The sequence below is a fragment of the Brachybacterium sp. SYSU DS0246 genome (assembly GCF_059391765.1).
Genome location: NZ_JBZXYT010000032.1, coordinates 1 through 26,690, shown reverse-complemented (window position 1 = coordinate 26,690; position 26,690 = coordinate 1). Strand labels below are relative to the sequence as shown.

Sequence of the window (26,690 nt, the reverse complement as noted above, 5' to 3'; positions counted from 1 at the left end):
TCCACGTGGTGGAGGGTCAAGCGCTGGACTCTCCCCCAGGGAGAGAGCGCATACTGCGAGAGTGCACAGTGGCTTCAGCATCGGAGAGTTCGCGCGACTGACCCACCTGAGCGTGCGGACGTTGCGCCGCTACCACGAGGCGGAGCTGCTGATTCCCGCCCACGTCGACGAACTGACCGGGTACCGCTACTACAATGCGGACCAGATTCCCACGGCGCAGGTCATCCATCGGTTGCGGGACCTCGATGTCCCGCTCGCCACCGTTCGGCGCATCCTCGAGGCGGCAGACCCTCAGGGCCGGTCCGACTTGGTCGCCGAGCACCTCCACCGTCTGGAGTCCGAGCTCGAGCGGACCCGGGCCGCCGTGAAGTCGCTGCGCCGCCTTCTCGCACCCGACCCCGCGCCGGTGCACGTCGAGGTTCGCCCCGTCCCTCCGACCACCGTCGCCGCTGTCGAGGGCGACGTCGATCTCGATGACGTCCTGGGCTGGTATGCCGGCGCGATGGCCGAACTCGACGCGACCCTGAGAGATCCTGACGGAACGCCGGGAGGCGTGTACGACAATGCCCTCTTCGCGGCAGGTCATGGACACGTGCTGGTGTACCGGCCGTCGCAGGACCCACCCAACAGGGGACGCGTGCACCCGGCGGTGTTGCCCACCGTCGAGCTCGCAGTCGCGACCCACGTCGGTGACCACGACGACATCGATGTGACCTATGGCGAGGTCGGCGCCTGGGTCGTCGCCAACGCACTCAGCGTGGCTGGTCCGGTCCGAGAGAGCTACCTCGTGGGACCTCGCGACACCCGGGACCGATCGCAGTGGCGCACCGAGATCGGGTGGCCCGTGTTCTCGGTGACCGACCTGACTGCTGTGACTCCCTGACTCCGGTCGAGAAGCAGTAGCTGGGGCGCGGCTCGCGGGAAGTGCCCGCGTCGCCGCATGGCAACACCCCGCCCCACCTTGGCACCCCCAGCCCGCCCAGCGCATAGTGGAGCGATGAGCGAGCAGACGACGACGATGCCGACCATCGAGCCGATCCCGGAGGGCCTGGCCGAACGCGCGGCCCTGCTGGGCGGTGCGGAGGGCACGCTCACCGACGAGCAGATCCGCCAGTTCGTCACCGAGCAGCTCGACGGCACCGACTACGACGGCAAGAGCGTCTGCCTGATCATCCCCGACGGCACCCGCAACGTGCCGCTGCCGAAGGTGCTGCCCGCGATCCACGACGCGCTCGCCGGCCGCGCCTCCTCCGTGACCGTGCTGATCGCACTCGGCACCCACGCCGCGATGAACCAGGACGCGATCGATGCGCTGCTCGGGGCCACCGAGCGCGGCGCGCAGGCAACCTATCCCGAGTGGAAGGTCGTCAACCACGCCTGGCACGACCCGGACCAGATCGCCGATCTCGGGGAGATCTCCGCCGAGCGCATCGCCGAGCTCACCGGGGGGCTGCTCACCGACGTCCCGATGCGCGTGCAGATCAACCGCCTGTGCGTCGAGAGCGACGTCAACCTCGTCGTCGGCCCCGTCTTCCCCCACGAGGTCGTCGGCTTCTCCGGCGGCAACAAGTACTTCTTCCCCGGCTGCTCGGTGCACGACGTCATCGACATCTCCCACTGGGTGGGCGCGCTCATCACCGCCAGCCGCATCATCGGCACCCTGGGGATCACCCCGGTGCGCCAGCTGATCGACGCCGCCAGCGACCTCATCGACGCCGAGAAGCACTGCTTCACCATGGACGTCGCCGAGGGCGGCGCGGACCTCGGCGCGATCGCCTACGGGGACCCGCAGGCCGCCTGGGCCGCGATGGCCAAGATCTCCGCACAGACCCACATCACCTACGTCGAGCGGCCCTACAAGCGCATCGTCGCCCTGGTACCGGAGATGTACGAGGACATCTGGACCGGCGCGAAGGGCTTCTACAAGTCCGAGCCGGTGTGCGCCGACGGGGGCGAGGTCATCATCTACGCCCCGCATATCACCGAGGTCGCCGCCATGCACCCCGGCCTGCGCGACATCGGGTACCACAACATCGAGTACTTCACGAAGCAGTGGGACCGGTTCAAGGACCACCCCTGGGGCGAGCTCGCCCACTCCACGCACGTGACCGGCCTGGGCACCTACGACCCGGTCACCGGCGAGGAGAAGCAGCGGGTGAACCGTTCCTTCGCCACCTCCATTTCGCCCGAGGTCTGCGCGGAGTACAACGTCGGCTACGTCGACCCGGCGAGCCTGGACATCGCGGCCCTGCGCCAGGACCCCGACACCCTCGTCATTGACCACGCCGGCGAAGTCCTCTTCCGCCTCGCCGAGGAGCGCGATTCCCAGTGACCGCCACCCGCACCCCGAGCACGAGCACGAGCGCGATCCCGGCCCCGGCTTCGCTGTTCCACCCCGGCCGCACCGACATCGATGAGCAGTCCATGACGCCCGGGGCGCTCAGCGGCGAGACCCTCCACCACGCCGACGAGATTGCCGCGCAGCTCAGCGGTATCGGCCGCCTCGGCGTCGCCTACTCCGGGGGCGTGGACTCCGCGACCCTGCTCGCCCTGGCCGTGCGCGCCCTCGGCGCCGAGAACGTGGTGGCCCTGCTCGGCGTCTCCCCGTCCCTCGCCCGCCGGGAGCGCCGCCTCGCTCACCGGGTCTCCCGGGTCATCGGGGCCCGCGTGATCGAGGTCCACACCCGCGAGGCCGAGAATCCCGAGTACGCGAAGAACGACGCCGCCCGCTGCTTCCACTGCAAGGACGAGCTGTTCACCCGCATCGGGGATGACATCGTCGGCGAGCACCGGCTCGATGCCGTCGCCTACGGGGAGAACGCGGACGATGCCACCCGCCGCGACCGCCCCGGCGCGGGCGCCGCCACCCGCCACCGGGTGCTGCGGCCCCTCTCCACCGCCGGCATGACCAAGCAGCAGGTCAGGGACGTCGCCCGTGCCCTGTCCCTCCCCGTCGCGGACAAGCCTGCCGCTCCCTGCCTCGCCTCCCGCGTGCCCTTCGGGCAGGAGGTCTCCCCCGAGAAGCTCCGCCAGATCGACGACCTCGAGGACGCCGTCTACGAGCAGGGCTTCAGCGACTGCCGGGTGCGCCATCACGGCGACATCGGCCGCATCGAGCTGCCCACGGACGAACTGCCCCGCGCCATGGAGCCCGGCATCCGCACCGCCCTGGTCCAGGCCGGCAAGGAGGCCGGGTTCCGCCACGTCACGATCGACCTCGACGGCATCCGCTCGGGACTGTTCTCCCTGCAGGTGGTCGGCAAGGGCGCGAGCGCTCATGGGTGAGCCGGGCCCCGGGGCCGACGGCGAGGCCCGCGTCGCCGACGGATGGATCGACGGAGTGGCCGAGCTGGACCTCGGCCGTGCCCGCCGCCGCGGCGCCCCGGAGGCCGTGCTCGCCGACGCCAAGAGCGTCGAGCAGGTCGGCGCCATCGCCGCGGAGTACGCCCGCCTCCACGCCGATGGCCGCGAGGATCTCGGCCCCGTGCTGTTCACCCGCGCCGACCGGCAGCGGGCCGAGGCCGTGCTCGCCGCGCTGCCGCAGGCACGCTATGAGGCCGACGCACGGATCCTCGCCTGGCCCGCCGAGCCGCCCGCGCCCAGCGGGGGAGAGGTCATCGTCGCCTGCGCCGGCACCAGCGACCTGCCCGTCGCCCGCGAGGCCGAGCTGACCGCCCGCTACCTCGGCCGGCCCACCCACCTGATCGCGGACATCGGCATCGCGGGCCTGCACCGTCTCCAGGCCCGCCTTCCCGAGCTGCGCCGGGCGGCCTGCGTGGTCGTCGCCGCGGGGATGGACGGCGCGTTGCCCACCGTCATCGCCGGGCAGATCAGCGCGCCCGTGGTCGCGCTGCCCACCTCCGTCGGCTACGGCGTGGCCGCCGGAGGCCACACCGCGGCGCTGACCATGCTCTCGGCCTGCGCCCCGGGGATCGGCGTGGTCAACATCGGCAACGGCTACGGCGCCGGGCACCTCGCCGCCCAGATCGCCCGCTGGGCGCCGGGTCCCGAGGACCACAGCTGACGCCTGGGTGAGTCCCAGGGCACGTCGGCGTCGGGCCTGCTTGCCTTACTTGCCTATCCGGTCGGTAAAGTATCCCCATGACCTCCCCCTCGCCGTCCACCACCATCACCGAGACCCGCCCCGCGCACCGCCCGTCGGCCCGCGAGGCCATGCTCGATGCCGCCGAGGCGCACCTCGGCGCCGACGGCACGTTGAGCCTGGAGGCCGCCGCCCGCGCCGCCGGGGTCTCCAAACCTGGCCTGATGTACCACTTCGCCACCAAGGAGGACCTGCTCGCGGCGGTGCTGGATCGTATCGCCGAGCGCTACGAGCAGGAGATGCTCGCCCGCATCACCGAGTCCGGCGGGCAGAGCGCCGAGGACCTCTCCGGCGTCCCCGCCCGCCAGCGCTTCCTCGCCTACCTCCAGTGGTCCTGCCAGGGCTCGCTGTCCCCGGCGGACCTCGTGATCTTCGCCGACCCGCGCCTGCGCGTGACCCTCACCGAGCGGTGGCAGGAGCAGCTGGACCGCTGGCTCGTCGTCCCGCCCGAGACCCCCGCGGACCTGCGCCGACGCCTGCTGGCCGTACGTCTGATGGCCGACGGGGTGTGGTTCGACCGTGCCAGCGGGCTGCTCGAGATCCCGGCCGACGAAGCCGCCTCCCTCGAAGAGACCGCCGCAGATCTGCTGGCAGGTGAATCGTGACGGCCTGGCTGCTGCTGGCCGGCGCGATCCTCAGCGAGGTCACCGCGACCCTGGCCCTGCGCGGCGCGCTGGACATCCCTGCGCTCTACGGACTCGTCGGCGTCGGCTACATCCTCTCCTTCGCACTGCTGGTCCTGGTGCTGCGCCGGGGGATGGGCCTCGGCGTCACCTACGGGATCTGGGGCGCCAGCGGCGTGGTGCTGACCGCGCTGCTCTCAGCAGCCCTGTTCGGCGAGCCGCTGACCTCGCTGAAGGCGACGGGCATCGCCCTCGTCGCGGCCGGGGTGGTGGTCGTCGAGCTCGGCTCCCAGCGCGCGCAAGCGGCCGACTCCTCCTCACCGGGCGCGCAGACCGCGGAGCCCGGCTCCGATCACGCCCGGCGCCCACCCGGGCCCGATGACTCACCGGAGGAGACGACATGAGCTGGCTGCTGCTCAGCGGCGCGATCGGATCCGAGGTCGCCGGCACCTTGTCCCTGCGGGCCGCCGCCACCGGCCATCGCGCCTGGTACGCCCTGGTGGTGCTCGGCTACCTCGGGGCCTTCGCCTTCCTCTCGGCGACGCTGCGAACGGGTATGCCGCTCGGGGTCGCCTACGGCGTGTGGGTCGCCATCGGCATCGTGCTGACCGCGCTGGCCTCCCGCGTGATCTTCCGCGAGGCCCTGACCCCGATGATGCTCGCCGGGATGGCGATGATCGCCGCCGGCGTGCTGCTCATCGAGCTCGGCGGCACGCACTGAGTGAGCTCGGCGGCGCTCGCCGAGCAGACAGTCATTCCCCAGCGGGTGCGAGCGACCCCTTACCGGGTGCGCCCCAGCAGGTCCATGATCTGCCCCGGCTCCCCGGGCCAGGAGTGGTACACGTTGCGCTGGAAGGCGCCCTCGCGCATCAGCGGGGTGCCGGCGCCGTAGTCGCTCTCGTTCAGCGCGGTGCGCGCCGCCTCGGGGAGGTCCTCCCAGTCGATCAGCGGGTGGAGGTCGCCGGGCTGGTCGTGGAGCCACATCGAGTGCGTGACCTTCTCGCCGTAGCGGCTGTAGCCGAGCATGGGCCGGCCCTCGTGGGTGAGCTCTTCCGACGGCTCCACCGTGAACAGCCTCCCGTGCTGGGAGTAGCTGAAGGAGATCATCTCGGCCTGTGCGTCGACGGCCCCGTCGGCCTGCGCCGCGCCCTCCGGCTCGCGCAACCAGACGACCGCGCCCTCCCAGTCGTGGCGGTGGCCGCGGCCGGGGGAGGGGCAGTCCTTGGGGAAGTACCAGGCGTAGACGATCGCGCGGTACCCGGGCAGCGCGGCCGAGCGCGAATACGCCTGGCCGCGGGAGTCGCGCCCGCCCTCGTCCACCGAGTCCGTGGGCAGGCCGGCGCTGATATTGCCGTCGGCGTCGACCCCGGGGTGGGGGACGCAGCCGGTCAGCGGCGCCAGGTAGGGCTGGAACCGTTTCGCCAGGATCTGGCGCGGCTCGAGGGGGTCGACCTCCTCGAAGCCGACGATCTGGTCGTACGGCAGGGTCGGGATATTCATGCGGTGCGCTCCTCGCTCTCGCGCAGACGGGCATCGAGCCGCTCCAGCAGCGGGAGCAGCTCGGCGGGCGTGTCGATGACATGGTCGGGGCACTCCAGGGCGGCCTCGGAGACCCGCGGATAGCGCGACGTCCACGCCAGATGGATGCTCGTGATGCCCAGAGCGTTCGCGCCGGCGATATCGCGGGCCAGATTGTTGCCGACCATCACGCAGCGGCCGGCATCCTCCGCCGCCAGATCCAGCGATCCCAGCGCCGCTTTGAACATGCGCGGGCTCGGCTTCTGATGACGCACCGCGTCCGAACAGGTCAGCGATTCGAAGACGTCGAGCACCCCGTGCTGGGAGAGCAGGTTCTCGAAGGAGACGTACCTGCCGTCGGCGACCAGGGCGAGCCGGAAGCCGGCGGCATCGAGATCGTGGAGCATCTGCTTCGCGCCGGGGAGCATGTCGCCGGAGACGACGATGCCGTCGTCATCACGGATCTCGGTGCCCTCGTCGATGAGGGTGTCTCCGCAGTCGAGCAGTGCGATGAGGCGTCGTGGTCTCACGGGAATCCTGTTCTGAGGGCTGTGACGGACCACGGTATCTGGCCCGCACGGAGACGATAAGGAGCCACGATGGCCGCGGATTGAACGCAGGCGGTGACGCCAAGTGAATCCCGGCCCGGAATTTATGGCCGCTTATGCTTCGCCGGCCGGCCGGAATGAACGCTGCGTGAACACCGCTGAAGGCGTGCGGTGAAGGCGCGGAATCCGCGTTTTCCTCCTCTAGCATCTCAGCGGCTGTCACGGAACGCGATCCGAGGTTTCAGGAGGAACTGCCGATGTCCCACGCTCTGCGGGTCGCCGTCCTGGGAGCCTGGCACGTCCACGCCCGCGACTACGCGCGCGCCCTTCTCGCGCACCCGGACGTGGAGGTGGTGGGACTCTGGGATGAGGACGCCGACCGCGCCGGGCAGCTCGCCGAGCAGCTGGGGATCGACGTCGCCGCCACCCGGGACGAGCTGCTGGGGCGAGCGGACCTCGAGGGTGTCGTGGTCACCACGGCCACCCGCGACCATGACGAGGTGATCGCCGCGGCGCTGGACGCCGACAAGCATGTGTTCACCGAGAAGCTGCTCTCGCCCACCGTGGCGGGCTGCGAGACGCTGATCCGTCTCGCCGACCAGCATGAACGCGTACTGACCGTCTCCCTGCCGCGCCTGGCTCTGGGCTGCGTGACGGCCCTGAGGCAGGTCCTGGAGGAGGGAGTGCTCGGCACGGTGGTCACCTCCCGTGTGCGCCTGGCCCACGGCGGCGCCCTCACCGGCCAGCTGCCCGACTGGTTCTACGACCCCGACGAGGCGCTCGGCGGCGCCCTCACCGACCTGGGAGCACACCCGGCCTGCATCACCCAGCTGATCCTGGGCGACGAGTTCGAGAGCGTGAAGGCCACCTACGCGCACGTCACCGGCCGAGCCGTGGAGGACAGCGCCGTCGTCACGGTCGCCACGGTCGGCGGCGCGATCGGCGTCATCGAGACCGGGTTCGCCACCCCGTCGGGCCCACTGAGCTTCGAGGTCCACGGCACCGAGGGATCCGTCTTCTACGGCACCTACCCCGGCGGCGGCGATCCCGGCGGCGCCGGCCCCGACGGCGATGCCACTGGCGGCGCCCCCGTGCCCCGCATGTTCCTGCGCACCGCCGACGGATGGTCCGGGATCGAGATCCCCGAGAACGGACCAGCGCCCCTGCAGCAGTGGGCCGAGGCGATCCGACGGGGACAACCCACCACCGAGAACCTCGCCCGTGCCCGCGCCCTGACCGCACTGGTCGTCGCCGCGAACGACTCCGCCCGCTGACCCCCCGCTCCCCGAGGAGACCTGACATGACCCCCACCTCCGCACCCCTGCGCGTCGGCCTGATCGGCGGCGGCAACATCGCCGACTCCCACCTGCGCGGCTACGCCGCGCACCCCGACCGCGTCCAGGTCACCGCGATCGCCGACGCCGACCCCGAGACCCTCTCCCGCCGCATCACCCAGACCGGCGCCGAGGGCTACGCCGACTTCCACGCCCTGCTCGCCGAGGCCGACGTCGATGCCGTCGACATCTGCCTGCCCCACCACCTCCACCGCAGCGCGATCGTCGCCGCCGCGCAGGTCGGCCGGCACATCCTGTGCGAGAAGCCGCTTTGCCTGACCGCCGAGGAAGCCGTCGCCGTGCGCGAGGCCGTGCAGGAGGCCGGCGTGACCTTCATGTGCGCCCACAACAAGCTGTTCCTGCCGTCCGTGGCCCGCGCCAAGGAGCTCGTGGACTCCGGGGCGCTGGGCACCGTGTACGAGGTGCGCACCACCGATGCGTTCTACAACGACTTCGACCCCTCCACCATGGGCTGGCGCGCGAACGCCGCCACCTCGGGCGGCGGGGAGTTCATCGATACCGGCTACCACCCCACCTACCTGATGATGCACCTGGCCGGAGCCCGGCCCAGCTCCGTGTTCTCGATGATGTCCACGCACCGGCTGACGTTCATGGAGGGCGAGGACTCCGCCCAGGTGCTGGTGCGGTTCGAGGGCGGAGCCGTGGGCCAGATCCAGACGTCGTGGGCGTACCCGCGGGTGCCGGGCGCCGAACGCTTCGCCGTGATGGGGGAGAAGGGGTCGCTGAGCTCCGACGGCATGACACTGCGCGTCTCACTCCGGGACCAGGAGGCCGAGCAGGTCTACTCGACCAAGCTGCGCGACCCCTTCGCTGCGCAGATCGCCGCCTTCGTCGACTGCGTCCAGGACGGGCGCCGACCGTTGCACGGCGTGCAGGAGGGCATCGACGTCCTCGGCATCATCCTGGCCGCGTACGCGAGCGCCGAGTCGGGCCGGGCCGAGGAGGTCGTCGCGATCTGATCTGTGCACCGGGCAGAGGCCCTGGGAGCCCCGAGGCCTGATCGACGGTAAGTCACCCGAGCACAGTCGCTCTGTGCCGAGGCGTGCGAAGAATCGTCGAGTCTGGGTAAGCGGCTCGTCTGGCGCGGCCTCAATGGTCGCCACCCCGTGCGTGGCCTCAGGTATCGCGTGCAGGAAGCGCGTCGTCCGATCCTGATGAGGAGTAGCATCGCGCTGCGTAGAGAAGAGGGAGCGCATGAACATAATCGGTATAACCCTCGTAGAGGCCGGGACCCTACTCGGCCTTGTCGCGCTCGTCGGTGCAGCCGTCGCTACCTGGAGACGCTGGCGGACAGCTGGCGTGCGTGCGCGGAAAGCAGGGTCCACAAGAACCTGAGTGCCTCTGCGGCCCGGCCCACTCGGGATGCCGGCGCCCGCGTCTCGCTCTCGGGGACGATCCGCCGGCGGGGAGCATCCGGGTATTGCTATGTCGAAACCGACCGTTTATGACGCAGTGGCCAGACGGGGGCGCGCAGGGTCTAGTGGCAGACTCTGAGCATGGAACAGCGCCTCAGCTTCATCACGCTCGCCGTTGCCGACCTGGACCGAAGTCGAACCTTCTACGTCGACGGGCTCGGGTGGGAGCCGATCTTCACTGGCGGTGACGTCCTCATGCTGCCGATTGCTGATCGGCTGATCCTGTCGCTTTGGTCCTTGGAAGGCTTCACCGCGGAAGTCGGTGAAGCACCAGCATCTGGCGTGGCGCCGATCACTCTCGCGCACAACGTCGCGGCGCCTGCCGAGGTCGACGCCGTGCTGGCCGAGGTGGCGGCGCTGGGCGCACCGGTGAGCGCCGGCCGCCACCGTGAGTGGGGCGGATACTCGGGATACTTCTCCGATCCCGATGGGTTCCGATGGGAGGTCGCGGTCAACCCTGGCGTGACCGGTGCTTTTGTGCTGCCGCACGTGTCAAGCACCACCACACCGCAGGGGTAAGCCGCCCCAGACCAGATTCGACCGTTTCTGGCACAGAATCGTTGTACGCTCACGCGATGCGCAGCGTCGCCGTCCGACTTCCCACGACCTTGGTGGCTCGATACAGAGCCGTGGACAGGGAGGCCGTGGGTTCTGCGCTGGTCGATACTCCTGCGCACCTCGACCGTCTCACATCAGACATCGGACAGCGAGGCATTTTCGTGCCGCTCAATCTCAGGTTCAACCAGAAGTTCGCAACCCTCGATGGGAACCACAGAATCGCGGTGGCTCTACGGCTCGGTCGGGATCACGTACCTGTAGCGCTCGATCAGTTGCCTGCATATCCGAGACCCGGCCACGCGAAGCCGATGGCCGACGCCGATCACCGAGTGCTCATCGACGCGTGGGAAGCCCTGGAGCGCTGACCCGTCTACTGCCGTTTGTGGGTCCCGGGGCCGTGGCAACGTGATCCCATGAACTTCCAGCAGGACGATGATGTTGCGCTGGCGCACCGGCTGGCCGACGCAGCCGACACGATCAGTGCTCGACACTTCCAGCAATCGCCTGCCACGGCACGAAAGAGCGACGGAACCGTGGTCAGCGCTGCTGACCTTGCCGTCGAGGTAGCGCTGCTCGAGATCCTGCGTGTTCACCGACCCGATGACGGCGTGGTGAGCGAAGAGAGCGGGACGGTAGTTGCCGGAGCTCATCGGCAGTGGATCCTTGATCCGATTGATGGCACCGAGCCGTTCTTGGCCGGTCAGAGATCGTGGGGAACTCACATCGCCCTCACCGTGGACGGTGAGCTGGACGTTGCCATGATTACCCGGCCGACCGAGCGGAGGCGCTGGTGGGCCGCCCGCGGACGTGGCGCCTGGTCCGCCCCCGTGGGGCAGCCAGAGCACCTCCTCACTTCGCTGGCGGTCTCACACGTCGACGTGCTCTCCGACGCACGTATCGGCGGCTTCGTCGCCCCTGGATCCGAACTGGCCACCGCGATTGCTCGTCATGGGCACTGGGTCGCCGACTCCCTTGGGGACATCGTCGCTCTCATTGAGGGCCGCGTCGATGTCGTCATCGCCCCAGCAGGAGAGATCTGGGACCACGCTCCACAGGTACTGCTCACTACCGAGGCTGGCGGGCGATACACCGACAAGTTCAAGGGCACGAGCGTCGACGCGCGGGGAGGCATCTACACGAACGGTCGGCTGACTGAGCAGGTGTGGGCCGTCCCCGACCTGTGTCGGCTGGACTGATGCTCGGTGGATACCGCCTCACGAGGGGCCGCCGCGCCGCCCGCTTGCTACGGTGTCGATCGTGCCGACGTCCAACCCTGTGAAGCTGAGTCCCCTGGCCCAGCTGACTCTCGACGTCGCGATGTACTCGGCCGTCGGTGCCCTCCCCGTCGGGCGCCTGCACGGTCGTCAGGTCCTGCTCCTGGTTACGGCGTCCGCAGTCGCCAGCGCGGCCGTCACGTACCTCGCCCTCCGAGCTCTCGAGAGAGCTCGGACGACCACGCCCGACGGCTGGATGCCGTGGACCCCTCACGCCGCACCCGGGGCGACGGGCGGCGACGGAGGCCGCCCCCGGGGCCGGGAGGACCGGGCGATTCTCTTTCGCCGAGCGGCCATAGCCGCCGTGGCGGGGACAGTGTCGGCCGGTGTCACGGCGATCGGGGTGGCGGCCGACAGGCGGGCGGAACGGTTCTTCACGAATCGGGGCGCGCGGCATCCGAGACTCGCCGTGGGCCTGAGCCAAGGCGTCTGCTTCGGCGTGCTGACCAACGTCGCCGTGGCCATCGCCGACTCCCGTGATGAGTGAGGAACGCACCGCAATGGCCGCACACCACCCGCCTTCCAACAGCCAGTACGTCCCGCGTACTCACGCCTCCGACGACGAGCTGTCCCGATGGAGGGAACAGCGAGCTCGCGTCGGCGCGCGCGTAGCGGAGCTGGCCGAGAAGGGCATCTGCTACCAGTGCGAAGAACTCTCGACGGGACTCGTGCTCGGCCCGCAGTCCCTCGTCCTCGACGAGCCGGACGTGCGAGTCGCGCTGGCCGCAGACCCTCGCGCGCCCGGACACACCATCGTGGTGTGGAAGCCCCACGTGCAGGACTTCACCTCGCTGGAGGACGCGGACGTCACCAGGCTCTTCACGGTGTGCCGCGACGTGGCAAAGGCGCTTCGCGCCGCGCTCTCCGGAGTCGAGCGCGTCTACCAGGTCTCGATGTGCGACGGACCGGTCAACCATCTCCACATTCAGCTGATCCCGCGCTACTCCGATGTGCCCGTCGGATCCCAACGTCTCGTCGACCCCCGGGGACCGCTTCTTGATGGCCCGCAGATCGCAGACCGTATCCGCGGTGCACTTGGGACGCTGACGCGCTGAGTGCTCGGCAAAGGTCGATCTGCGGCACCCAGCTTCCTCCGGCGGTCGCACGCGCCGACGAGCCGGAGGAACCCAGCTTCCTCCGGCGGTCGCACGCGCCGACGAGCCGGAGGTGCGACATGCTGTGTCCATGGCGCACCTGGATCTGACCTTAGACGTCGGCACCCTCTCGCGAACGGACTTGAAGGAGGCTCTCGCCCATCGGAATGTCGGTCTCAATGAGCATGCGCAGACGCTGCTTGCCCACGACGTGTTCCGCGAACCTGTCGCACAGTCCGTGCACGTGACGTCCGTTGCTGTGAGCGATCTGGGTTTCCGCGGCGGAGCGCGGCTCGATCAGATTCACGCTGCTGCACAGGAACGCGGGCTGGCACTCTGCCCACCGGACACGGGACCGTACCTCCGCTTGGTGCTGACGGAGCAGGAATCGGCACCCGACACGGTGATGTCGGCCGGCCGCGCACCGACCGGTGCGACCACAGTGGCCTCGTGGCCGTTGCATGAAGACGACGACTACCCGAAGGGGTTCTACCTGCGCGTGGTCGATGGGCGCCCGTGGCTACGTGGCTACCGGTGTGACAGTGAGTATCTCTGGTCGGCCGAGGACGTGTTCGCCGTTCAACGGCCTGCCGAGTAGCCGGCCGTCAGGATGCCGGAGCCGGTGACGGTACGGTCGCCGGCTCCGGCGCCGCCGCGACTCCCGGCTGTCCGGCGATGCCGCGCAGCGGCAGGTCCTGGGCGTAGTGGCACGCCGAGAAGTGCCCGTCGGCCGCTTCCTGCAGGGGAGGGGTCGTGGTGCGGCACAGCTCGGTCGCGTAGTGGCAGCGGGAGGAGAACAGGCAGCCCTCGGGACGGTCGGTGGGGCTGGGCACCTCGCCCTTGGGGACGATCCGCCGGCGGGGAGCATCCGGATCCGGCTGGGGGACCGCCGAGAGCAGCGCCTCGGTGTAGGGGTGCCGGGGCCGGGAGAACAGGCTCTCGGTGTCCGCCAGCTCGACGATGCGGCCCAGGTACATCACCGCCACCCGATCCGAGATGTACTCGACGATCGAGAGGTCGTGGGCGATGAACAGGTAGGACAGCCCCAGCTCGTCCTGCAGATCCTTCAGCAGGTTGATGATCTGGGCCCTGATCGACACGTCCAGCGCGGAGACGGCCTCGTCGGCCACGATCACCTTCGGCTCGGTGATCAGCGCGCGGGCGATCCCGATGCGCTGACGCTGGCCGCCGGAGAAGCTGTGCGGATAGCGGCGCAGGTGGGAGGGGTCGAGCCCCACCTTCTCGGCGATCTCACGGACGCGGCGCTGCAGCTCATGCTTGCGGGGCCGGCGGGTCGCCCGCAGCGGCTCGGCGATGATGTCGAAGACCGTCATCCGCGGGTCCAGGGAGGACATCGGGTCCTGGAAGATCATCTGGATATCCGGCCGGTGCGTGCGCAGAGCGCGGCCCCTCAGAGCGAGGAAGTCGATCTGGCGGCCGCTCCCGGCCCGGCCGTCACCGCCGGGGCGCTCACCGGCCGAGCCCTCACGGGCGGGGCGCTCGCCGGCCGGTCCCTCGTCTGCGGTGCTCTCGGCGTTGCGGCCGCCCCGGTCGCCGGTTCCCTCTGGATCGTAGAGCACGGCCCCGGAGGTCGCCTCGATGCCGCGCACGATCACCCGGCCCAGCGTCGACTTCCCGCAGCCGGATTCGCCGACGACGGAGAGCGTCTCGCCCGCCTCGAGGGTGAGGGAGACGTCGTCGACCGCGGGAAAGGACTCCGTGCGCGAGACGCTGAACTCCTTGGTCACGTGCTCGATCTGCAGCAGCGCACTCATGCGGGGGACTCCTCGGGGTGGGCAGGGGTGCCGGGGACAGCTGAGACGGCGGCAACGGCGGAGGCACGGGTCGGCTCGCTCGCCGCGGAGCCGACGAGCCGATCCGGCTCCGGCGCATCCGGGTCGTGCAGGAAGCAGCGCACGTGGTGGGCCTCGGTCAGCTCCAGCAGACGCGGCTCGGCCGTCTCGCAGACCCCTTCGATCCGCGCGGTGCAGCGGTCGCGGAACGAGCACATCGGCGGCAGGTCGATCGCCTGCGGGACGGTGCCCTCGATGGCGTGGAGCCGTTCGTCCCGGCCCATGCCCAGCCGCGGGATCGAGCGCAGCAGGCCGCGGGTGTAGGGGTGCTGAGGGGAGGAGAACAGCTCGCGCACCGGGGCCTGCTCGACGATCCGACCCAGGTACATCACCGCCACCTCGTCGCACATCCCCGCCACGACGGCGAGGTCGTGGGTGATGAACACGATCGCCATCCCGGTCTCCTCCTGCAGCTCCTGCATGAGCTCGAGGACCTGCGCCTGGATGGTCACATCCAGAGCCGTGGTGGGCTCGTCGGCGATCAGTACCTCCGGCTCGCACGAGAGCGCCATCGCGATCATGGCGCGCTGGCGCATGCCGCCGGAGAACTGGTGAGGGTACTGGTCGATGCGGCGCTCGGCGTCCCCGATGCCGACCCGCAGCATCCACTCCAGACAGATGTCGCGGGCCTCGGCTCGGTCGCTGGTGCGGTGCAGCAGGATCGCCTCCATGATCTGGTCGCCGATCGTGTGCAGCGGGCTGAACGCCGTCATCGGCTCCTGGAAGATCATGGCGATCCGTCGCCCGCGCACCGCCCGGATCATCGGGCCGTCGGCTCGCAGCTCCATGAGGTCCAGCGCGTCGGCCCCGTGCAGCCGCACCGTCCCGGATTCATGGAACCGGGCCGGATTCAGGCGCAGCAGCGTCTTGGCGGCCACGGACTTGCCGGAGCCGGATTCGCCGACGATGCCGAGGGTCTGCCCCGCGCGCACCTCGAAGGAGACGCCGTCCACGGCGCGCAGCAGGCCGTGCTCGGTGGGCAGGTGGACCGCCAGGTCCTGGACGCTCAGCACCGGGGTGCCGGGGGCGGTGTCATCAGCGGTGATCGTCATCGGGTGCCTCACTTGTGGGGGTCGGCGGCATCGCGCAGGCCGTCGCCCAGGAAGTTGAAGGCGAGCACCGTGATGATGACGAAGCCCAACGGGATGAGCTTCCACGGATAGATCGCCACGTTGGTGATGTCCTGCGCCTCCTGCAGCAGCACGCCCCAGGAGGTCGCCGGAGCCTGCATGCCCAGGCCCAGGAAGCTCAGCGCGGTCTCGCCGATGATCATCCCCGGCACCGCCAGGGTCACGGCCACCACCAGGTAGGAGAGGAAGCCCGGGATCAGATGCGTGCCGATGATCCTCAGCGGGCGCACGCCCGCCACCCGGGCGGCCATCACGTAGTCCTCCTGCTTCAGCGAGATGAACTTCGAGCGCACCACCCGGGCCAGGCTGGTCCACTCGATGAACGCCATGATCACCGTGATGTACAGGAACATCGTGATCACCGGGACCCGCGAGGGGATCGCCGCGGCCAGCGCCATCCACAGCGGCAGCGTCGGGAACGAGCGCAGGATCTCGATGAGGCGCTGGATGAGGAAGTCGGTGGTGCCGCCGAAGTACCCGGCGATCGAGCCGATGACGATGCCGAGCACGAAGCTGATCGCCACGCCGACCAGCGGGATCGTCAGCGAGACCTGCGAGCCCAGCAGGATCCGGGAGAAGATGTCCCGGCCCAGGCTGTCGGTGCCGAACAGGAACACGCGACCGCTGCCCTCGGCGCCGAACAGGTGCAGGCTGGAGTTGAACAGCCCGAAGAAGGACCACTCCGAGCCCTGCGTGAAGAACTGCAGCTGGTGGATCTGCTCGCGGTCGGCCACGAAGATCGGCCGCAGGGTCTCGGGGTCCCGCTCGAAGCTCAGGCCGTACACGAACGGGCCGACGAACCGGCCCTCGTGGACGAGGTGGATCATCGTCGGCGGAGCGTCGACGTAGTCGGAGTCGTAGCTGCCCAGCGAATACGGCGCGAGGAACCCGGCGAAGATCGCCCCGAGGTACAGCAGCGCCAGCAGCACCATCGAGATCTGCGCCAGGCGGTGCGCGGAGAGCTTCGCCCACATCAGCCGCCACTGACCGGCGGCGTAGTAGTCCTCCCGGCGTGCCGCGGCGGCCTCGAGCGAGGGTGCACGACGGCCGCGGAGCCGTCCCAGGGCGGGGGAGATGACGCTCATGCCAGGGCCCTCCTCTCGTCACGGATGCGGGGGTCCAGCCAGGCCAGGAGGATGTCGGAGATCAGGGTGCCGATCACCGTCAGGATCGCCATGAACCCCAGCCAGGCGCCCGCGAGGTACATGTCCTGGGCCATCAGCGCGGAGAGCATCACCGGGCCCTGCGTGGGCAGGTTCAGCACGATCGCGGTGATCGTCGAGCCGGTGAAGATCGCCGTCAGCGACCACCCGATGGTGGAGACGATGGGGTTCAGCGCGGCCCGCAGCGAGTACTTGCGCAGGTTAGTGGACTCCTTGACGCCCTTGGCGCGGGCGGTCAGCACGTGCTGCTTGGTCATCTCATCGAGCATCTGCCCGCGCATCACCCGGATCAGCTCGCAGGTCGAGGCGGTCCCGATCACCACCACCGGGATCACCAGGTGGCTGAGCATGTCCGCCACCCTCGCCAGGCTCCAGCCCTGGCCCGAGAACTCCGGGGACTGCAGGCCCAGCATGGGGTCCCCGAACCAGACGTAGGACAGATACATGAGGATGATGGCCAGAAGGAAGTTCGGCGTCGCCATGCCAAGGAACCCGACCGTGGTGAAGACGTAGTCGCCCAGCGAGTACTGCTTCACGGCGGAGTACACGCCGATCGGGACCGCCACCAGGTAGGTGAAGGCCATGGAGGCGACGGCCACGATCAGGGTCGTGGCCATGTACCGCTCCATCACCGCGAGCACCGGCTGGGAGTAGGCGAAGCTGTAGCCGAGGTCGCCGCGGGTGAGGATGCCCCAGATCCACGCCAGGTACTGCACGTACCAGGGGTCGTCCAGGCCGTACCGGTCCCGCAGCGCCTGCTGCTCGACGCGGCTGAGCTGCTCGCCCTCCTGCTGCAGCTCCAGGACCCGATTGGAGACATAGTCCCCGGGAGGCAGCTGGATGATCCAGAAGACGATCACCGAGATGACCAGCACCACCGGAATCATCGTCAAGGTGCGCCGAAGGATGTACGTCAGCACCTGGGCTCCTTCCGCGCGGGCGCACCGTGCCTCACGCCGTCTCGACCTCCGGATCGATGAAGGTGAACTGCGCGGGGCGGCCGTGGCCGAGGTCGCGGAACTCATCGGCGTAGGTGGTCTCGGTGGGCACGTTGGCCATGTTGTTGCTGACGGCGAACAGGCGCGGGACCGGCCCGGTGTAGCCGAGCGCCCAGAGGTTCTTCTGGTGCAGCTGGATGATCTGCTCGGCATAGGTGTCGATCTGGGCGGTGTCCGTCTGCGCAGACATCTCCCGATAGATGGTGATCAGCTCCATGATGTCGCCGGTGGGCTCGACGCCCTCGGCCCCCTCGGAGGCGTACCAGGTGCCGTACTGGGTGTGCCAGGGCGTGCCGGCGCGCAGCGGGACCACGGTGTCGGGGCGGAAGATCGGGTGGATGCCGCCGATCGCGCCGCGCGTGGTCAGCTGCAGCCGGCCCGAGTCGTTCAGATCGCCGTAGCGGCCGCGGTCGACCAGCTGCACATCGATCTGGATGCCGATCTCCTCGAAGTGATGCTTGAGCAGCTCCTCGAACTGGCCGGCCTGCGGCGCCTCCGACTCCTGGGTGATGACCAGGCGGAGCGGCTCGCCGTCGGGGCGGACGCGCCAGTCGCCCTCACGGGTCAGCCCCAGCTCGTCCAGCAGCTCGCCTGCGCGGTCGACGTCGTAGCTCGCCCATTTCTCGGCCCAGCCGTCCTGGTAGAAGGGACGGCCCTCGGCGATGGAGGACTGCTGCGGGGCTCCCAGGCCCAGCGTCAGCTGCTCGGAGAGGGCCTCACGGTCCACGGCGACCGAGAGGGCCTCGCGGAACCGCTCGTCGTGGAAGAGATCGCGCAGGGTCTGGTCCTCGGGCTCCATGTTGAACTGGATGCCGTTGGAGAACCAGTCGGCCGTCTCCCACTGGGCGACCGTGTAGTCGCCCTTCTCGGCGTTCTCCTGCAGCAGGGTGAAGGAGCCGAACTCGAACTGGGCGATGTCGAAGTGGCCCTCGAGCACCTGCAGCTCGACGTGGCTGGGGTCCTGGTAGGTCTCCAGGGACAGCTCGTCGATGTAGGGCAGCTGGTTGCCCTCGGGATCGGTCTTCCAGTAGTAGGGATTGCGCTCCCAGGTGACCTGCTCGGGGCCGGCGTCCTCGGTGGGGATCCAGGCGCGCAGCATCGGGCGATCCGACCAGAACCAGTAGTAGTAGCAGGCCGACTCGTACCAGCCCTCGAGGTCCTCGTAGCCGCGCTCCTTCGCGATGGCCAGCGCCGCCTCCTCGCCGATGAACTCGTCGAGGACCTCCTCCATCCAGTGCGCCGGGGCGAACATCCACTTCGCATCGATCGCGACGCGCTCCAGGAACATCGGGCGCGGATGCTGGAAGGCGACCTGGACGGTGTGGTCGTCGACCGCCGAGAATTCGGCCATCGCCCGCTCGCCGGTGGCGGGGTCGGTGGACCAGAAGGCGTCGTAGACGCTGCGGCCGAAGATCTCCGGGCGCATGATGTGCTCCCACCACATCATCACGTCCGCCGAGGTGAAGGCGTGGCCGTCGGACCACTTCATTCCCTTGCGCAGGTGGATCGTGTACTCCGTGAGGTCGTCGTTGACGTCGAAGCCCTTGGCGACGTTGGGCTCGACGCCGTCACCCTCGGGGGTGAAGCGGAACAGCGCCTCCTCGGTGGGCTTGCCGATGTCCCAGGGGCCCTCCTGGGCGGACTTGGTCGGGAAGTTCCAGGTGCCGCCGTAGGCACCGATCTGCTCGTGGACCGGCTCGACCATGATGTCGGCGAGCTCGGGCATGCGCTCGGCGACGGGCGGGAGCTCGCCGGCCTCGACGCGCTCGGCGAGCATGGGCGGCTCGGTCAGCGAATCGGCCGAGGTGATCTCATCGACCTCGTTGATGGCCTCGACGTCCCCGGAGGCAGAACCCTCGGAGTCGTTCGCGCAGCCGGCGAATGCGACCAGCCCCATTCCTCCCAGGGCCCCGAGAGCGGTGCGGCGACGGATTTCGACGGGGGTGCGGGTGCGGCTGGGAATGGCCATCTGATTCTCCTCCGAGTAGGCATGCGACGTTCCCCGTCGAGCTCCGGGGCATCTTCGGAAGATGACCGTACGGTGCGAATTCGTCCGGCCGGTGAACACGATTCACGGCCACGGTGAACGGGCGCGAGGAAGGCGTGTGATATGTGCTTTATTCAGCTCCGGCGAGTACTGAATTCAGTGAGGAGCACTCCCGCAGGGTGACGCGAGGGTGAACGCTCGAGGAAGAGCCCTGGTCACGAGGTCTCGCGGCGTCGAGGCGGCTGGTGGCCGGCGCTACCCTTCGAAGTCATGGCCCAGCAGACCGGCAAGCTCACCCTCCAGGACGTCGCCGCGCGGGCAGGCGTCTCCAGCACGGCCGTCTCCCTGGCCCTGCGGGACCGCCCGGGCGTCTCGGAGGGGACCCGCGACCGGATCCTGGCCGCGGCCGAGGAGATCGGATATCGCGCCGTGCGTCGTGGCCCGAACCGTACGGCCCCGGGCACCGTCGCCGTGCTGCTGCGCGACATCGTCAGCGTCTTCTCCCACGACGTCGTCTCCGGGATGGAGGAGGCCGCCGGCGACGCGGGGCTGCGGCTGATGTTCTTCGACGGGCGCGGCGACCTCGAGCACCTGCGCACCGAGTTCGAGGAGCTCAGGGCCGAGAAGCTGCGCGGCATCGTCACCTTCGGCACGGCCATTCCCGCCGAGATGCTGCAGAAGGCCGCTCAGCGCACGCCCGTCGTCCTGGTCGGCAAGGCGGAGCGCGCGGTTCCCGGCGTGGACGTCGTCAGCAACGACGACGTGCTCGGGGCGCGCCTGGCGGTGGAGCACCTGGTGGGCCTGGGCCATGAGCGCATCGCCCACCTGGCCAAGGGCAGCCTCCGCGCCGAGGGGTACACCCAGGGGATGCGGGACGCGGGTCTGGAGCGGCACCTCCAGATCGAGGGCGGCAGTGTGGAGACCCTGAAGCCCGCGATCCGCTACCTGCTGTTCTCGATCCTGCAGGAGGAGAACTCCCCGACCGCCGTGTTCGCCGAGACCGACGGGGTGGCCATCGATTTCCTCGGGGCCGCGGTCGATGCCGGCCTGCGCGTGCCCGAGGACATCAGCGTGGTGGGATACGACAGCACCCGCCAGACCGAGATGATCCGGCCGCGGCTGACCTCGGTGCGCCAGCCCCGCCACCAGATGGGCGTCTCGGCGATCCGGCTGCTGCAGGAGCGGGCCGACGGCCGGAACGAGGACCGCGACCTGATCCTCGAACCCGGCCTGGACGTGCGCGAATCCTCCGTCGCCCCGCGCACCGCCAGCTCGGTGGTGGCCCCCTCGTCGCTCAGCGCCCGGTACCGCAGGCTCCGGCTGCACTGAGGGCGGCGGTCCCGTCGGCGTCCACGGCGCGGGCAGTTGCCGCTGGTTGCCGACCGCCCCGGTAGAGTCTCCTGCGGATCTCTTCAGAACGGGCAGTGCCGAGAGGGCAGGAACGGAGCCGGATACGTGGCGGACGATCGCGTGACCATCTACGACGTGGCCAAGGCCGCCGGGGTTGCGCCCTCCACCGTCTCGCGGGCCTTCTCCCGTCCCGGCCGCGTCAGCGCCGCCACCCACGCCAAGGTGATGGCCTCGGCCAAGGCGCTCGACTACCGCACCACCGCCCCGGCCACGCAGGAGCGCGGGGTGCGGCACCAGCGTCTGGGCATCGAGATCGCGGACCTCACCAACCCCTACTTCGCCGAGCTGGTCTCCGGGATGCAGGAAGCGGCCCAGGAGCAGGACTTCCTGCTGCTCCTGCTCGACACCGTCGAGGACGTGGACCGCGAGCGCGCCAGCCTCGAGAGCGCCCTCGACGTCGTCGACGGAATCATCCTCTCCGGCACCCGGCTCTCCGACGCCACCCTCAACCACCTCAGCAAGCGCCTCCCCGTGGTGGTGCTGAACCGCCGGGTCGCGGGCCTGGACTCCGTCACCCCCGACTACGAGCACGGCATGGGCCAGGCGATGGCGCACCTGGCCGAGAACGGCATCCGCACCGTCACCTACGTCGCGGGCCCGGTGAACTCGTGGTCCGACGGGGAGCGGTGGCGCGCGGCCCGCACCGCCGCCCGCTCCCATGACCTGCTCGTCCATCGCCACGGCCCGTTCGCCCCCACCATCGCCGGCGGCGAGCAGGCCTTCGAGGACCTGCGGGAGAAGCTGCCCCACGCGGTGGTCTGCTACAACGACCTGGTGGCCTTCGGCTTCCTGGTCGCCGCGCTGCGCGCCGGGGTGAAGATCCCCGCCGAGCTGTCGATCATGGGTCACGACGACATCCCCCTCTCGCGCTACCTCGGGGGCGGCCTGACCACCGTCGTCACCCCCAAGCGCGCCCAGGGCAGCGCCGCCATCGAACGGCTGATCCGACGCATCGAGAACCCGTCGGCCCACCGCACCCCCGTCGAAGGATCGCTGCCGGTGCGGCTGGTCCCGCGCGGCACCACCGGGCCGCGCGGGCAGGCCTGAGCGGGCCGACTGCTGGCAGGCCTGGCCGGAGCTCCTGCGGACTGGCCTGGCCGGAGCACCTGCAGTCCGGCCTGGCCGGACCGCGCTGACCGATGCCCTGACCAGCGGCAACCCATGACAACCGTGGGCCGCCCGAGGCCGCCCCGCGCCACCATGGCGCCATGAGCAACGACGCCTTCGTGCCCCACCCCGACCGCCTGCTGCCCGCCGATCCCACCGTCCGGGACCTCGCGCGCGGCCTCTACGAGCAGATGAAGGACCAGCCGATCGTCTCGCCGCACGGCCACGTCGATCCGCGCCTGCTGCTCGAGGACGAGCCGTTCCGCGATCCCACCTCGCTGTTCATCACCCCGGACCACTACGTCAACCGGCTGCTGCACGCCCGCGGCGTCGACCTCGCGGACCTCGGGGTCGGCCGCGGCCCGCTGGAGGAGAAGGACTCCCGCGCCGCCTGGCACCTGCTGGCGACGCACTGGCATGCCTTCGCCGGCACCCCCTCGCGCTACTGGATGGAGCACGAGTTCCACGACGTCTTCGGCCTGGAGACCGTGCTCTCCCCGGCCACGGCCGATGCGATGTACGACGAGATCGCCGACAAGCTGACCCGGCCCGAGTTCCGCCCGCGCGCCCTGTTCGACCGATTCCAGATCACGGTCATGGCCACCACCGACGATCCCGTCGACGACCTCGCCCCCCACGACGCGCTCGCCGCCGACGACGCCTTCACCGGCCGCGTGATCCCCACCTTCCGGCCGGACAAGTACCTCGAGCCGGCGCGGGCAGATTTCGTCCAGCTCACCGACGTCCTCGGTGCCGCGGCCGGCGTGGACACGAGCACGTACGACGGCCACTACGAGGCGATGCGCATCCGCCGCGAGTACTTCCGCGACCACGGCGCCGTCTCCTCGGACCACGCCCACATCGACCCCGGCACCGCGCGGCTGGAGGAGAACGAGGCCCGCCGCCTCTACACCGCCGCCCGCGAGGGCCGCATCGACGAGGACTCCGCCGTCGCCCTGCGCCGCCACCTGCTGGCCGACCAGGCGCGCCTGGCCGCCGACGACGGCCTGGTGCTGACGATCCACCCCGCCGTCCTCCGCAATCACCACCAGGCCACCTTCGAGCGGTTCGGGCCCGACGTCGGCTTCGACATCCCGGTGCCGGTGGACTACGTCCACTCCCTGGCCCCGATGCTCAACGACGTCGGCCTCAGTCCGAACTTCCGCACCGTGCTGTTCACGATCGACGAGACCGTCTTCTCCCGCGAGATCGCCCCGCTGGCCGGCGTGTACCCCTCCGTCTACGCCGGCGCCCCGTGGTGGTTCATCGATGCCCCCGACGCGATCCTGCGGTACCGCCGCGCCGTCTCCGAGACCATCGGATACTCTCGCACCAGCGGTTTCATCGACGACACCCGCGCGTTCTGCTCGATCCCGGCCCGGCACGACATGGCCCGCCGGCTGGACGCCACCCACCTCGCCGGCCTGGTCGCCGAGCACCGGATGCGCCACGAGGACGCCGCCGAGCTCGCCGTGACCCTGCCCGAGCAGCAGCCCCGGGGCGTCTTCCGTCTCGGACCGGCCGCTGGAGAGGACCCCTCCTGATGCCCCAGCCCATCCCCGCCACCGGCGCCGCCGCCGCGACCGACGAGGGCCGCCTGGTCCACCTCGGCATCGGCAACTTCGCGCGCGCCCACACCCTGGTCGCCACCCAGCGCGCCGGCAACTGGTCGGTCAGCGCCTTCACCGGCCGCTCCGCCGCCATGGCCGACGCCCTGAACGCCCAGGGCGGCCGCTACGGCCTGATCGTCCGCGGCGCCGAGGGCGACGAGGTGAGCATCGTCGACGTCATCGACCAGACCTACCCCGCCGACGACGTCGACGCCCTGGTGCGCCTGCTGGCCGATCCCTTCACCGGCGTGGTCACCCTGACCATCACCGAGAAGGGCTACGCCGCCGGCACCGACCCGGCAGTGTCCGTCCCCGCCCGGATCGCCCTGGGCCTGAAGGCCCGCCGCGAGGCCGGCGTCACCGAGCCCATCGCGCTGGTCTCCTGCGACAACCTCAGCGGCAACGGCGAGGTCCTGCGCGCGGCCGTGCTCGCCGCGACCGACGAGGAGACCCGCTCCTGGTTCGAGGACCACGTCGATGTCATCTCCTCGATGGTCGACCGGATCACCCCGTCGGCCGATGACGCCGCCGGGGACCTCGTGCTGGAGCGCACGGGGCTGCCGGACACGGTTCCGGTGGTCACCGAGCCCTTCACCGAGTGGGTGCTCGAGGACCGCTTCCGCGGCCGTCGCCCCGAATGGGAGAAGGCCGGCGTCCAGTTCACCGACGACATCGGCCAGCACGAGCTGCGCAAGCTGCGCCTGCTCAACGGCGCCCACACCCTGATGGCCTACGCCGGCCAGCTCGCCGGCTGCGACCGGGTGGACGAGGCGATCGGTCACCGCGAGGTGCGCGCCCTGGTCGAGCGGCTCTGGGACGAGGCCCGCTCCACGCTGCCGCTGCCGCCGACCGACCTCGATGCCTACACAGCGGCCCTCGAGGAGCGCTTCCGTAACCCGCGCCTGGCGGACAACCTGATCCGTATCGCGGCCGACGGGTCGGCCAAGCTGACGGTGCGCGCCCTGCCCGTGATCGCCGAGCGCGGGGGCCCGGAGCAGGCCCCCGGCGAGGTCGCGGCCGTGGCCGCCTGGACCGCCTGGGTCACCGAGCGGATCCGCGCCGGCGAGGAGGTCAAGGACCCCCGGGCCGACGAGATCGCGGCCGCTGCGCAGCTCGACAAGGACGCGGAGCGGGTCACCGCCCTGCTGGCCCTGCTCGACGTCGCCGCCGACGACCCGCTGGTACCCGCCGTCCTCGACCAGGAGATCCGCCTCCCGCGCCCCTGACCCGGCCAGCACCAGTTCTGGGCCGTTGGCCCCGGCCGGCCCGGCCCTGTTTCCAGTCGTCTGGCACGAACATGTAGCTGACGGGCGTTGTCAAGCTGGTTGGAGTCAGTGGCTGTTCTGGGTCAGGCTGTTTGCACGAGGTGGTTGATCCCGACCGTAGCTGGTGGGGACGGCGTTTTGGGTTTTGCTCGGAAGCGCTCGGGATGGGACTCGTAGTACCGCTGTAGGGTCGCTTCGCGCCTTGCCCACACTGTGCGCCATGTACCAAAGTGCACTTGCGACGGCGTGAAGTGGGCGACGCCAGAGTGGTACTGCTGATTGTTCACCCACACGGTATATGCGTGGTCGAACTCACGAGCGTTCTGCAAGCTCTCGAAATACTCCGGGTATGACGAGCGGCTTTTCATTGTGCTGAACTCGGCCTCAGAGTACGGGTTGTCATTGGAGACATATGGCCGACTATTGCTGGCCCCGATGCCGTGCTCATCGAAAAGGTTCATGAGCGCGGTTGACTTCATTGTCCCACCGTTGTCTGAGTGGATCACTCGAGGGGCACCCTCCCTTGCGATGGCTTCGGTAAACATTTCAACGGCGTGACATCCTGCCGAGTCGAACTCAACTCGACTCGCGATGCGATACCGGGAAAAGATGTCAATAACCGAGTACATTTTGAAGGTGATGCGCGAGTAGGTTGATTTCAACTCGGTGATGTCCCAGCTCCACGCCTGCCCGGGCCCAGATGCCACGACGACCGGTAGCTGCCTCGAGTTCCGGGGGCGGTTCGAAGTGCCGGCCCCGACGTCTGGTGGACCGGTGAGCTTGCCTCCGACGCGATGCCAGGTGCTCTGGCTGCCGTGCATGCGCCCCTCGTCCCAGGTGCTGTAGTACGCCTGCTGCACCGAGAGTCCTTCGCCGCGAGCGGTGTCTATGCGCGAGCTGATCGCCTCGCGCTCCTCTGTGGAGACCCGATTGGGGTAATGACGCTCGCGTTGATGGATGGGAGAGACTTTGGGCGGACGCGGGTTAATCCGGTAATGCCACGTGCTCCGACCCAAGCCGGTCAGCTTCAGAGCTTGTCGCTGAGAACCGTAAAGTCTTGTCAGCTCTCTGACGAGCTGGTTTTCGTGGTGGAGGAACCGTCGGGACTCGTCGCTTCCGGGCTGCCGTCTGGCCTCTGCGCGCTGTAATTGTGCAGAAGCCCGATAGCTTTTCCCAGAGCATCATTCGCCTCTCGCAGACGCTTGTTCTCGTCTTCGAGTTCACAGACTCGCTTCTCAGTGTTTCGAAGGGAGTGTTCGTGCGCCATTCGCCTACGCTCCTTGATCGAGGTTGAAGGACTGATGTCATCACGAGGAATCAAACCTCGAGACAGATCTCCTTCATGAACAGAGCGACGCCAGCGGCGAAGTTCACCTAACGAGAAGGGCTGCGCTTTCACCCACTCCAACTTCGCGCCGTGAGGAAGGCACTCGTAGTGGTAAACCATCTCACGGATCTCGTCCTCGGTATAGCCGGGGCTGATCGACACGGGCTTCTCCTCTCCTGACGCGGCCACACCGCGGCTACGCCTCCATGACTCACAGCCAGCCTGACCTGAGTTGGACCTCTTGAGCGAGGATCTGGTGGTTCAGCTGGTGTTCGTGCTGGTGAGGGGCTCGCGGTTGGCCGGGGTGACACACTAATGGGATGGTGTTTCTGCGGAAGGTGAGGACGGCGTCG

The 26,690-nt window shown here is 69.5% G+C and carries 28 protein-coding genes; 19 read left to right on the top strand and 9 right to left on the bottom strand.

Going from position 1 to position 26,690, the window contains the following annotated elements:
- Positions 1 to 61: 61 nt before the first annotated feature.
- The 7 genes from AC5020_RS14295 (at position 62) to AC5020_RS14265 (ending at position 5,446) form a co-directional block, all read left to right on the top strand.
- Entirely contained in the window at positions 62 to 883 is an 822-nt protein-coding gene (locus AC5020_RS14295) for a MerR family transcriptional regulator (RefSeq protein WP_464988765.1), read from the top strand.
- A gap of 114 nt (positions 884 to 997) precedes the next feature.
- Complete coding sequence (locus AC5020_RS14290; protein WP_464988764.1) at positions 998 to 2,332, top strand: lactate racemase domain-containing protein; 1,335 nt, start codon at positions 998 to 1,000, stop codon at positions 2,330 to 2,332.
- Positions 2,329 to 3,285: an ATP-dependent sacrificial sulfur transferase LarE gene (larE, locus tag AC5020_RS14285; RefSeq protein WP_464988763.1), complete on the top strand. Its 957-nt coding sequence runs from the start codon at positions 2,329 to 2,331 to the stop codon at positions 3,283 to 3,285. Before AC5020_RS14290 ends, larE begins: the two co-directional genes overlap by 4 nt.
- On the top strand, positions 3,278 to 4,024 hold the full coding sequence (gene larB / locus AC5020_RS14280; protein ID WP_464988762.1) for a nickel pincer cofactor biosynthesis protein LarB: 747 nt from the start codon (positions 3,278 to 3,280) through the stop codon (positions 4,022 to 4,024). The genes larE and larB overlap by 8 nt, the downstream gene beginning before the upstream one ends.
- Before the next feature lie 77 nt (positions 4,025 to 4,101).
- The gene (locus AC5020_RS14275) at positions 4,102 to 4,707 is read left to right on the top strand and encodes a TetR/AcrR family transcriptional regulator (RefSeq protein WP_464988761.1); all 606 of its coding nucleotides are present in this window, start codon (positions 4,102 to 4,104) and stop codon (positions 4,705 to 4,707) included.
- A complete protein-coding gene (locus tag AC5020_RS14270) occupies positions 4,704 to 5,129 on the top strand; it encodes a DMT family transporter (protein WP_464988760.1) in 426 nt (141 codons plus the stop codon). The genes AC5020_RS14275 and AC5020_RS14270 overlap by 4 nt, the downstream gene beginning before the upstream one ends.
- Positions 5,126 to 5,446 carry a DMT family transporter gene (locus tag AC5020_RS14265; RefSeq protein WP_464988759.1) on the top strand — a complete coding sequence of 107 codons (321 nt, stop codon included), beginning with the start codon at positions 5,126 to 5,128 and terminating at the stop codon, positions 5,444 to 5,446. The genes AC5020_RS14270 and AC5020_RS14265 overlap by 4 nt, the downstream gene beginning before the upstream one ends.
- A gap of 59 nt (positions 5,447 to 5,505) precedes the next feature.
- On the opposite strand, the gene AC5020_RS14260 is transcribed toward AC5020_RS14265, so the two are convergent.
- Together AC5020_RS14260 and AC5020_RS14255 are read right to left on the bottom strand one after the other, a co-directional pair.
- A complete protein-coding gene (locus tag AC5020_RS14260; protein ID WP_464988758.1) occupies positions 5,506 to 6,225 on the bottom strand; it encodes an NPP1 family protein in 720 nt (239 codons plus the stop codon).
- Complete coding sequence (locus AC5020_RS14255; RefSeq protein ID WP_377017764.1) at positions 6,222 to 6,773, bottom strand: HAD family hydrolase; 552 nt, start codon at positions 6,771 to 6,773, stop codon at positions 6,222 to 6,224. Before AC5020_RS14255 ends, AC5020_RS14260 begins: the two co-directional genes overlap by 4 nt.
- 275 nt (positions 6,774 to 7,048) lie before the next feature.
- On the opposite strand from AC5020_RS14255, the gene AC5020_RS14250 reads away from it, so the two are divergent.
- From AC5020_RS14250 to AC5020_RS14215, 8 genes are all read left to right on the top strand, one after another.
- Positions 7,049 to 8,065, top strand: coding sequence for a Gfo/Idh/MocA family protein (locus tag AC5020_RS14250; RefSeq protein WP_464988757.1), 1,017 nt, complete (start codon positions 7,049 to 7,051; stop codon positions 8,063 to 8,065).
- 26 nt (positions 8,066 to 8,091) lie between these two features.
- Complete coding sequence (locus AC5020_RS14245) at positions 8,092 to 9,105, top strand: Gfo/Idh/MocA family protein (RefSeq protein ID WP_464988756.1); 1,014 nt, start codon at positions 8,092 to 8,094, stop codon at positions 9,103 to 9,105.
- Positions 9,106 to 9,642: 537 nt separating this feature from the next.
- The gene (locus AC5020_RS14240; RefSeq protein ID WP_076807926.1) at positions 9,643 to 10,080 is read left to right on the top strand and encodes a VOC family protein; all 438 of its coding nucleotides are present in this window, start codon (positions 9,643 to 9,645) and stop codon (positions 10,078 to 10,080) included.
- Positions 10,081 to 10,136: 56 nt separating this feature from the next.
- Positions 10,137 to 10,484, top strand: coding sequence for a ParB N-terminal domain-containing protein (locus AC5020_RS14235; protein WP_464988755.1), 348 nt, complete (start codon positions 10,137 to 10,139; stop codon positions 10,482 to 10,484).
- 48 nt (positions 10,485 to 10,532) lie between these two features.
- On the top strand, positions 10,533 to 11,315 hold the full coding sequence (locus AC5020_RS14230; RefSeq protein WP_464988754.1) for an inositol monophosphatase family protein: 783 nt from the start codon (positions 10,533 to 10,535) through the stop codon (positions 11,313 to 11,315).
- Between the two features lie 61 nt (positions 11,316 to 11,376).
- Entirely contained in the window at positions 11,377 to 11,880 is a 504-nt protein-coding gene (locus AC5020_RS14225; protein ID WP_464988753.1) for a hypothetical protein, read from the top strand.
- A 13-nt stretch (positions 11,881 to 11,893) separates the two neighbouring features.
- Entirely contained in the window at positions 11,894 to 12,448 is a 555-nt protein-coding gene (locus AC5020_RS14220; protein ID WP_377804741.1) for an HIT family protein, read from the top strand.
- A 130-nt stretch (positions 12,449 to 12,578) separates the two neighbouring features.
- A complete protein-coding gene (locus AC5020_RS14215; RefSeq protein ID WP_377804740.1) occupies positions 12,579 to 13,085 on the top strand; it encodes a hypothetical protein in 507 nt (168 codons plus the stop codon).
- 7 nt (positions 13,086 to 13,092) lie between these two features.
- Here the strand turns inward: AC5020_RS14215 and AC5020_RS14210 are convergent, their stop codons facing one another.
- The 5 genes from AC5020_RS14210 to AC5020_RS14190 are packed head-to-tail and all read right to left on the bottom strand — an operon-like array spanning position 13,093 to position 19,600.
- Positions 13,093 to 14,262 (bottom strand): ABC transporter ATP-binding protein, encoded by a 1,170-nt coding sequence (locus AC5020_RS14210; protein WP_464988752.1) that lies wholly within the window; start codon positions 14,260 to 14,262, stop codon positions 13,093 to 13,095.
- Positions 14,259 to 15,392, bottom strand: a complete 1,134-nt coding sequence (locus AC5020_RS14205; protein WP_464988751.1) for an ABC transporter ATP-binding protein — start codon at positions 15,390 to 15,392, stop codon at positions 14,259 to 14,261. The genes AC5020_RS14210 and AC5020_RS14205 overlap by 4 nt, the downstream gene beginning before the upstream one ends.
- Positions 15,393 to 15,400: 8 nt before the next feature.
- Positions 15,401 to 16,555 (bottom strand): ABC transporter permease, encoded by a 1,155-nt coding sequence (locus AC5020_RS14200; RefSeq protein ID WP_464988750.1) that lies wholly within the window; start codon positions 16,553 to 16,555, stop codon positions 15,401 to 15,403.
- Positions 16,552 to 17,553 (bottom strand): ABC transporter permease, encoded by a 1,002-nt coding sequence (locus AC5020_RS14195; protein WP_464988749.1) that lies wholly within the window; start codon positions 17,551 to 17,553, stop codon positions 16,552 to 16,554. Before AC5020_RS14195 ends, AC5020_RS14200 begins: the two co-directional genes overlap by 4 nt.
- A gap of 31 nt (positions 17,554 to 17,584) precedes the next feature.
- A complete protein-coding gene (locus tag AC5020_RS14190) occupies positions 17,585 to 19,600 on the bottom strand; it encodes an ABC transporter substrate-binding protein (RefSeq protein WP_464988748.1) in 2,016 nt (671 codons plus the stop codon).
- A gap of 288 nt (positions 19,601 to 19,888) precedes the next feature.
- Here AC5020_RS14190 and AC5020_RS14185 point away from each other — a divergent pair, with 288 nt between their 5' ends.
- The 4 genes from AC5020_RS14185 to AC5020_RS14170 all read left to right on the top strand — a co-directional run bounded on the left by AC5020_RS14185 (position 19,889) and on the right by AC5020_RS14170 (position 24,971).
- Positions 19,889 to 20,947 carry a LacI family DNA-binding transcriptional regulator gene (locus AC5020_RS14185; RefSeq protein ID WP_464988747.1) on the top strand — a complete coding sequence of 353 codons (1,059 nt, stop codon included), beginning with the start codon at positions 19,889 to 19,891 and terminating at the stop codon, positions 20,945 to 20,947.
- Between the two features lie 126 nt (positions 20,948 to 21,073).
- Positions 21,074 to 22,075, top strand: coding sequence for a LacI family DNA-binding transcriptional regulator (locus AC5020_RS14180; RefSeq protein ID WP_464988746.1), 1,002 nt, complete (start codon positions 21,074 to 21,076; stop codon positions 22,073 to 22,075).
- A gap of 161 nt (positions 22,076 to 22,236) precedes the next feature.
- Positions 22,237 to 23,679, top strand: a complete 1,443-nt coding sequence (uxaC, locus tag AC5020_RS14175) for a glucuronate isomerase (protein WP_464988745.1) — start codon at positions 22,237 to 22,239, stop codon at positions 23,677 to 23,679.
- The gene (locus AC5020_RS14170; protein WP_464988744.1) at positions 23,679 to 24,971 is read left to right on the top strand and encodes a mannitol dehydrogenase family protein; all 1,293 of its coding nucleotides are present in this window, start codon (positions 23,679 to 23,681) and stop codon (positions 24,969 to 24,971) included. Before uxaC ends, AC5020_RS14170 begins: the two co-directional genes overlap by 1 nt.
- Before the next feature lie 122 nt (positions 24,972 to 25,093).
- On the opposite strand, the gene AC5020_RS14165 is transcribed toward AC5020_RS14170, so the two are convergent.
- Together AC5020_RS14165 and AC5020_RS14160 are read right to left on the bottom strand one after the other, a co-directional pair.
- On the bottom strand, positions 25,094 to 25,870 hold the full coding sequence (locus tag AC5020_RS14165) for a transposase (RefSeq protein ID WP_464988743.1): 777 nt from the start codon (positions 25,868 to 25,870) through the stop codon (positions 25,094 to 25,096).
- A gap of 200 nt (positions 25,871 to 26,070) precedes the next feature.
- Positions 26,071 to 26,499 (bottom strand): hypothetical protein, encoded by a 429-nt coding sequence (locus AC5020_RS14160; protein WP_464988742.1) that lies wholly within the window; start codon positions 26,497 to 26,499, stop codon positions 26,071 to 26,073.
- Between the last annotated feature and the right edge of the window lie 191 nt (positions 26,500 to 26,690).

Excerpts from the sequence above, each read along its gene's own strand:
- AC5020_RS14190 (WP_464988748.1), bottom strand. The coding sequence starts at position 19,600 with ATGGCCATTCCCAGCCGCACCCGCACCCCCGTCGAAATCCGTCGCCGC.
- AC5020_RS14205 (WP_464988751.1), bottom strand. The coding sequence starts at position 15,392 with ATGACGATCACCGCTGATGACACCGCCCCCGGCACCCCGGTGCTGAGC.
- AC5020_RS14245 (WP_464988756.1), top strand. The coding sequence starts at position 8,092 with ATGACCCCCACCTCCGCACCCCTGCGCGTCGGCCTGATCGGCGGCGGC.
- uxaC (WP_464988745.1), top strand. The coding sequence starts at position 22,237 with ATGAGCAACGACGCCTTCGTGCCCCACCCCGACCGCCTGCTGCCCGCC.
- AC5020_RS14250 (WP_464988757.1), top strand. The coding sequence starts at position 7,049 with ATGTCCCACGCTCTGCGGGTCGCCGTCCTGGGAGCCTGGCACGTCCAC.
- larB (WP_464988762.1), top strand. The coding sequence starts at position 3,278 with ATGGGTGAGCCGGGCCCCGGGGCCGACGGCGAGGCCCGCGTCGCCGAC.
- AC5020_RS14230 (WP_464988754.1), top strand. The coding sequence starts at position 10,533 with ATGAACTTCCAGCAGGACGATGATGTTGCGCTGGCGCACCGGCTGGCC.
- AC5020_RS14240 (WP_076807926.1), top strand. The coding sequence starts at position 9,643 with ATGGAACAGCGCCTCAGCTTCATCACGCTCGCCGTTGCCGACCTGGAC.
- AC5020_RS14210 (WP_464988752.1), bottom strand. The coding sequence starts at position 14,262 with ATGAGTGCGCTGCTGCAGATCGAGCACGTGACCAAGGAGTTCAGCGTC.
- AC5020_RS14275 (WP_464988761.1), top strand. The coding sequence starts at position 4,102 with ATGACCTCCCCCTCGCCGTCCACCACCATCACCGAGACCCGCCCCGCG.
- AC5020_RS14200 (WP_464988750.1), bottom strand. The coding sequence starts at position 16,555 with ATGAGCGTCATCTCCCCCGCCCTGGGACGGCTCCGCGGCCGTCGTGCA.
- AC5020_RS14185 (WP_464988747.1), top strand. The coding sequence starts at position 19,889 with ATGGCCCAGCAGACCGGCAAGCTCACCCTCCAGGACGTCGCCGCGCGG.
- AC5020_RS14170 (WP_464988744.1), top strand. The coding sequence starts at position 23,679 with ATGCCCCAGCCCATCCCCGCCACCGGCGCCGCCGCCGCGACCGACGAG.
- AC5020_RS14260 (WP_464988758.1), bottom strand. The coding sequence starts at position 6,225 with ATGAATATCCCGACCCTGCCGTACGACCAGATCGTCGGCTTCGAGGAG.
- AC5020_RS14290 (WP_464988764.1), top strand. The coding sequence starts at position 998 with ATGAGCGAGCAGACGACGACGATGCCGACCATCGAGCCGATCCCGGAG.
- AC5020_RS14265 (WP_464988759.1), top strand. The coding sequence starts at position 5,126 with ATGAGCTGGCTGCTGCTCAGCGGCGCGATCGGATCCGAGGTCGCCGGC.
- AC5020_RS14215 (WP_377804740.1), top strand. The coding sequence starts at position 12,579 with ATGGCGCACCTGGATCTGACCTTAGACGTCGGCACCCTCTCGCGAACG.
- AC5020_RS14235 (WP_464988755.1), top strand. The coding sequence starts at position 10,137 with ATGCGCAGCGTCGCCGTCCGACTTCCCACGACCTTGGTGGCTCGATAC.
- AC5020_RS14220 (WP_377804741.1), top strand. The coding sequence starts at position 11,894 with ATGGCCGCACACCACCCGCCTTCCAACAGCCAGTACGTCCCGCGTACT.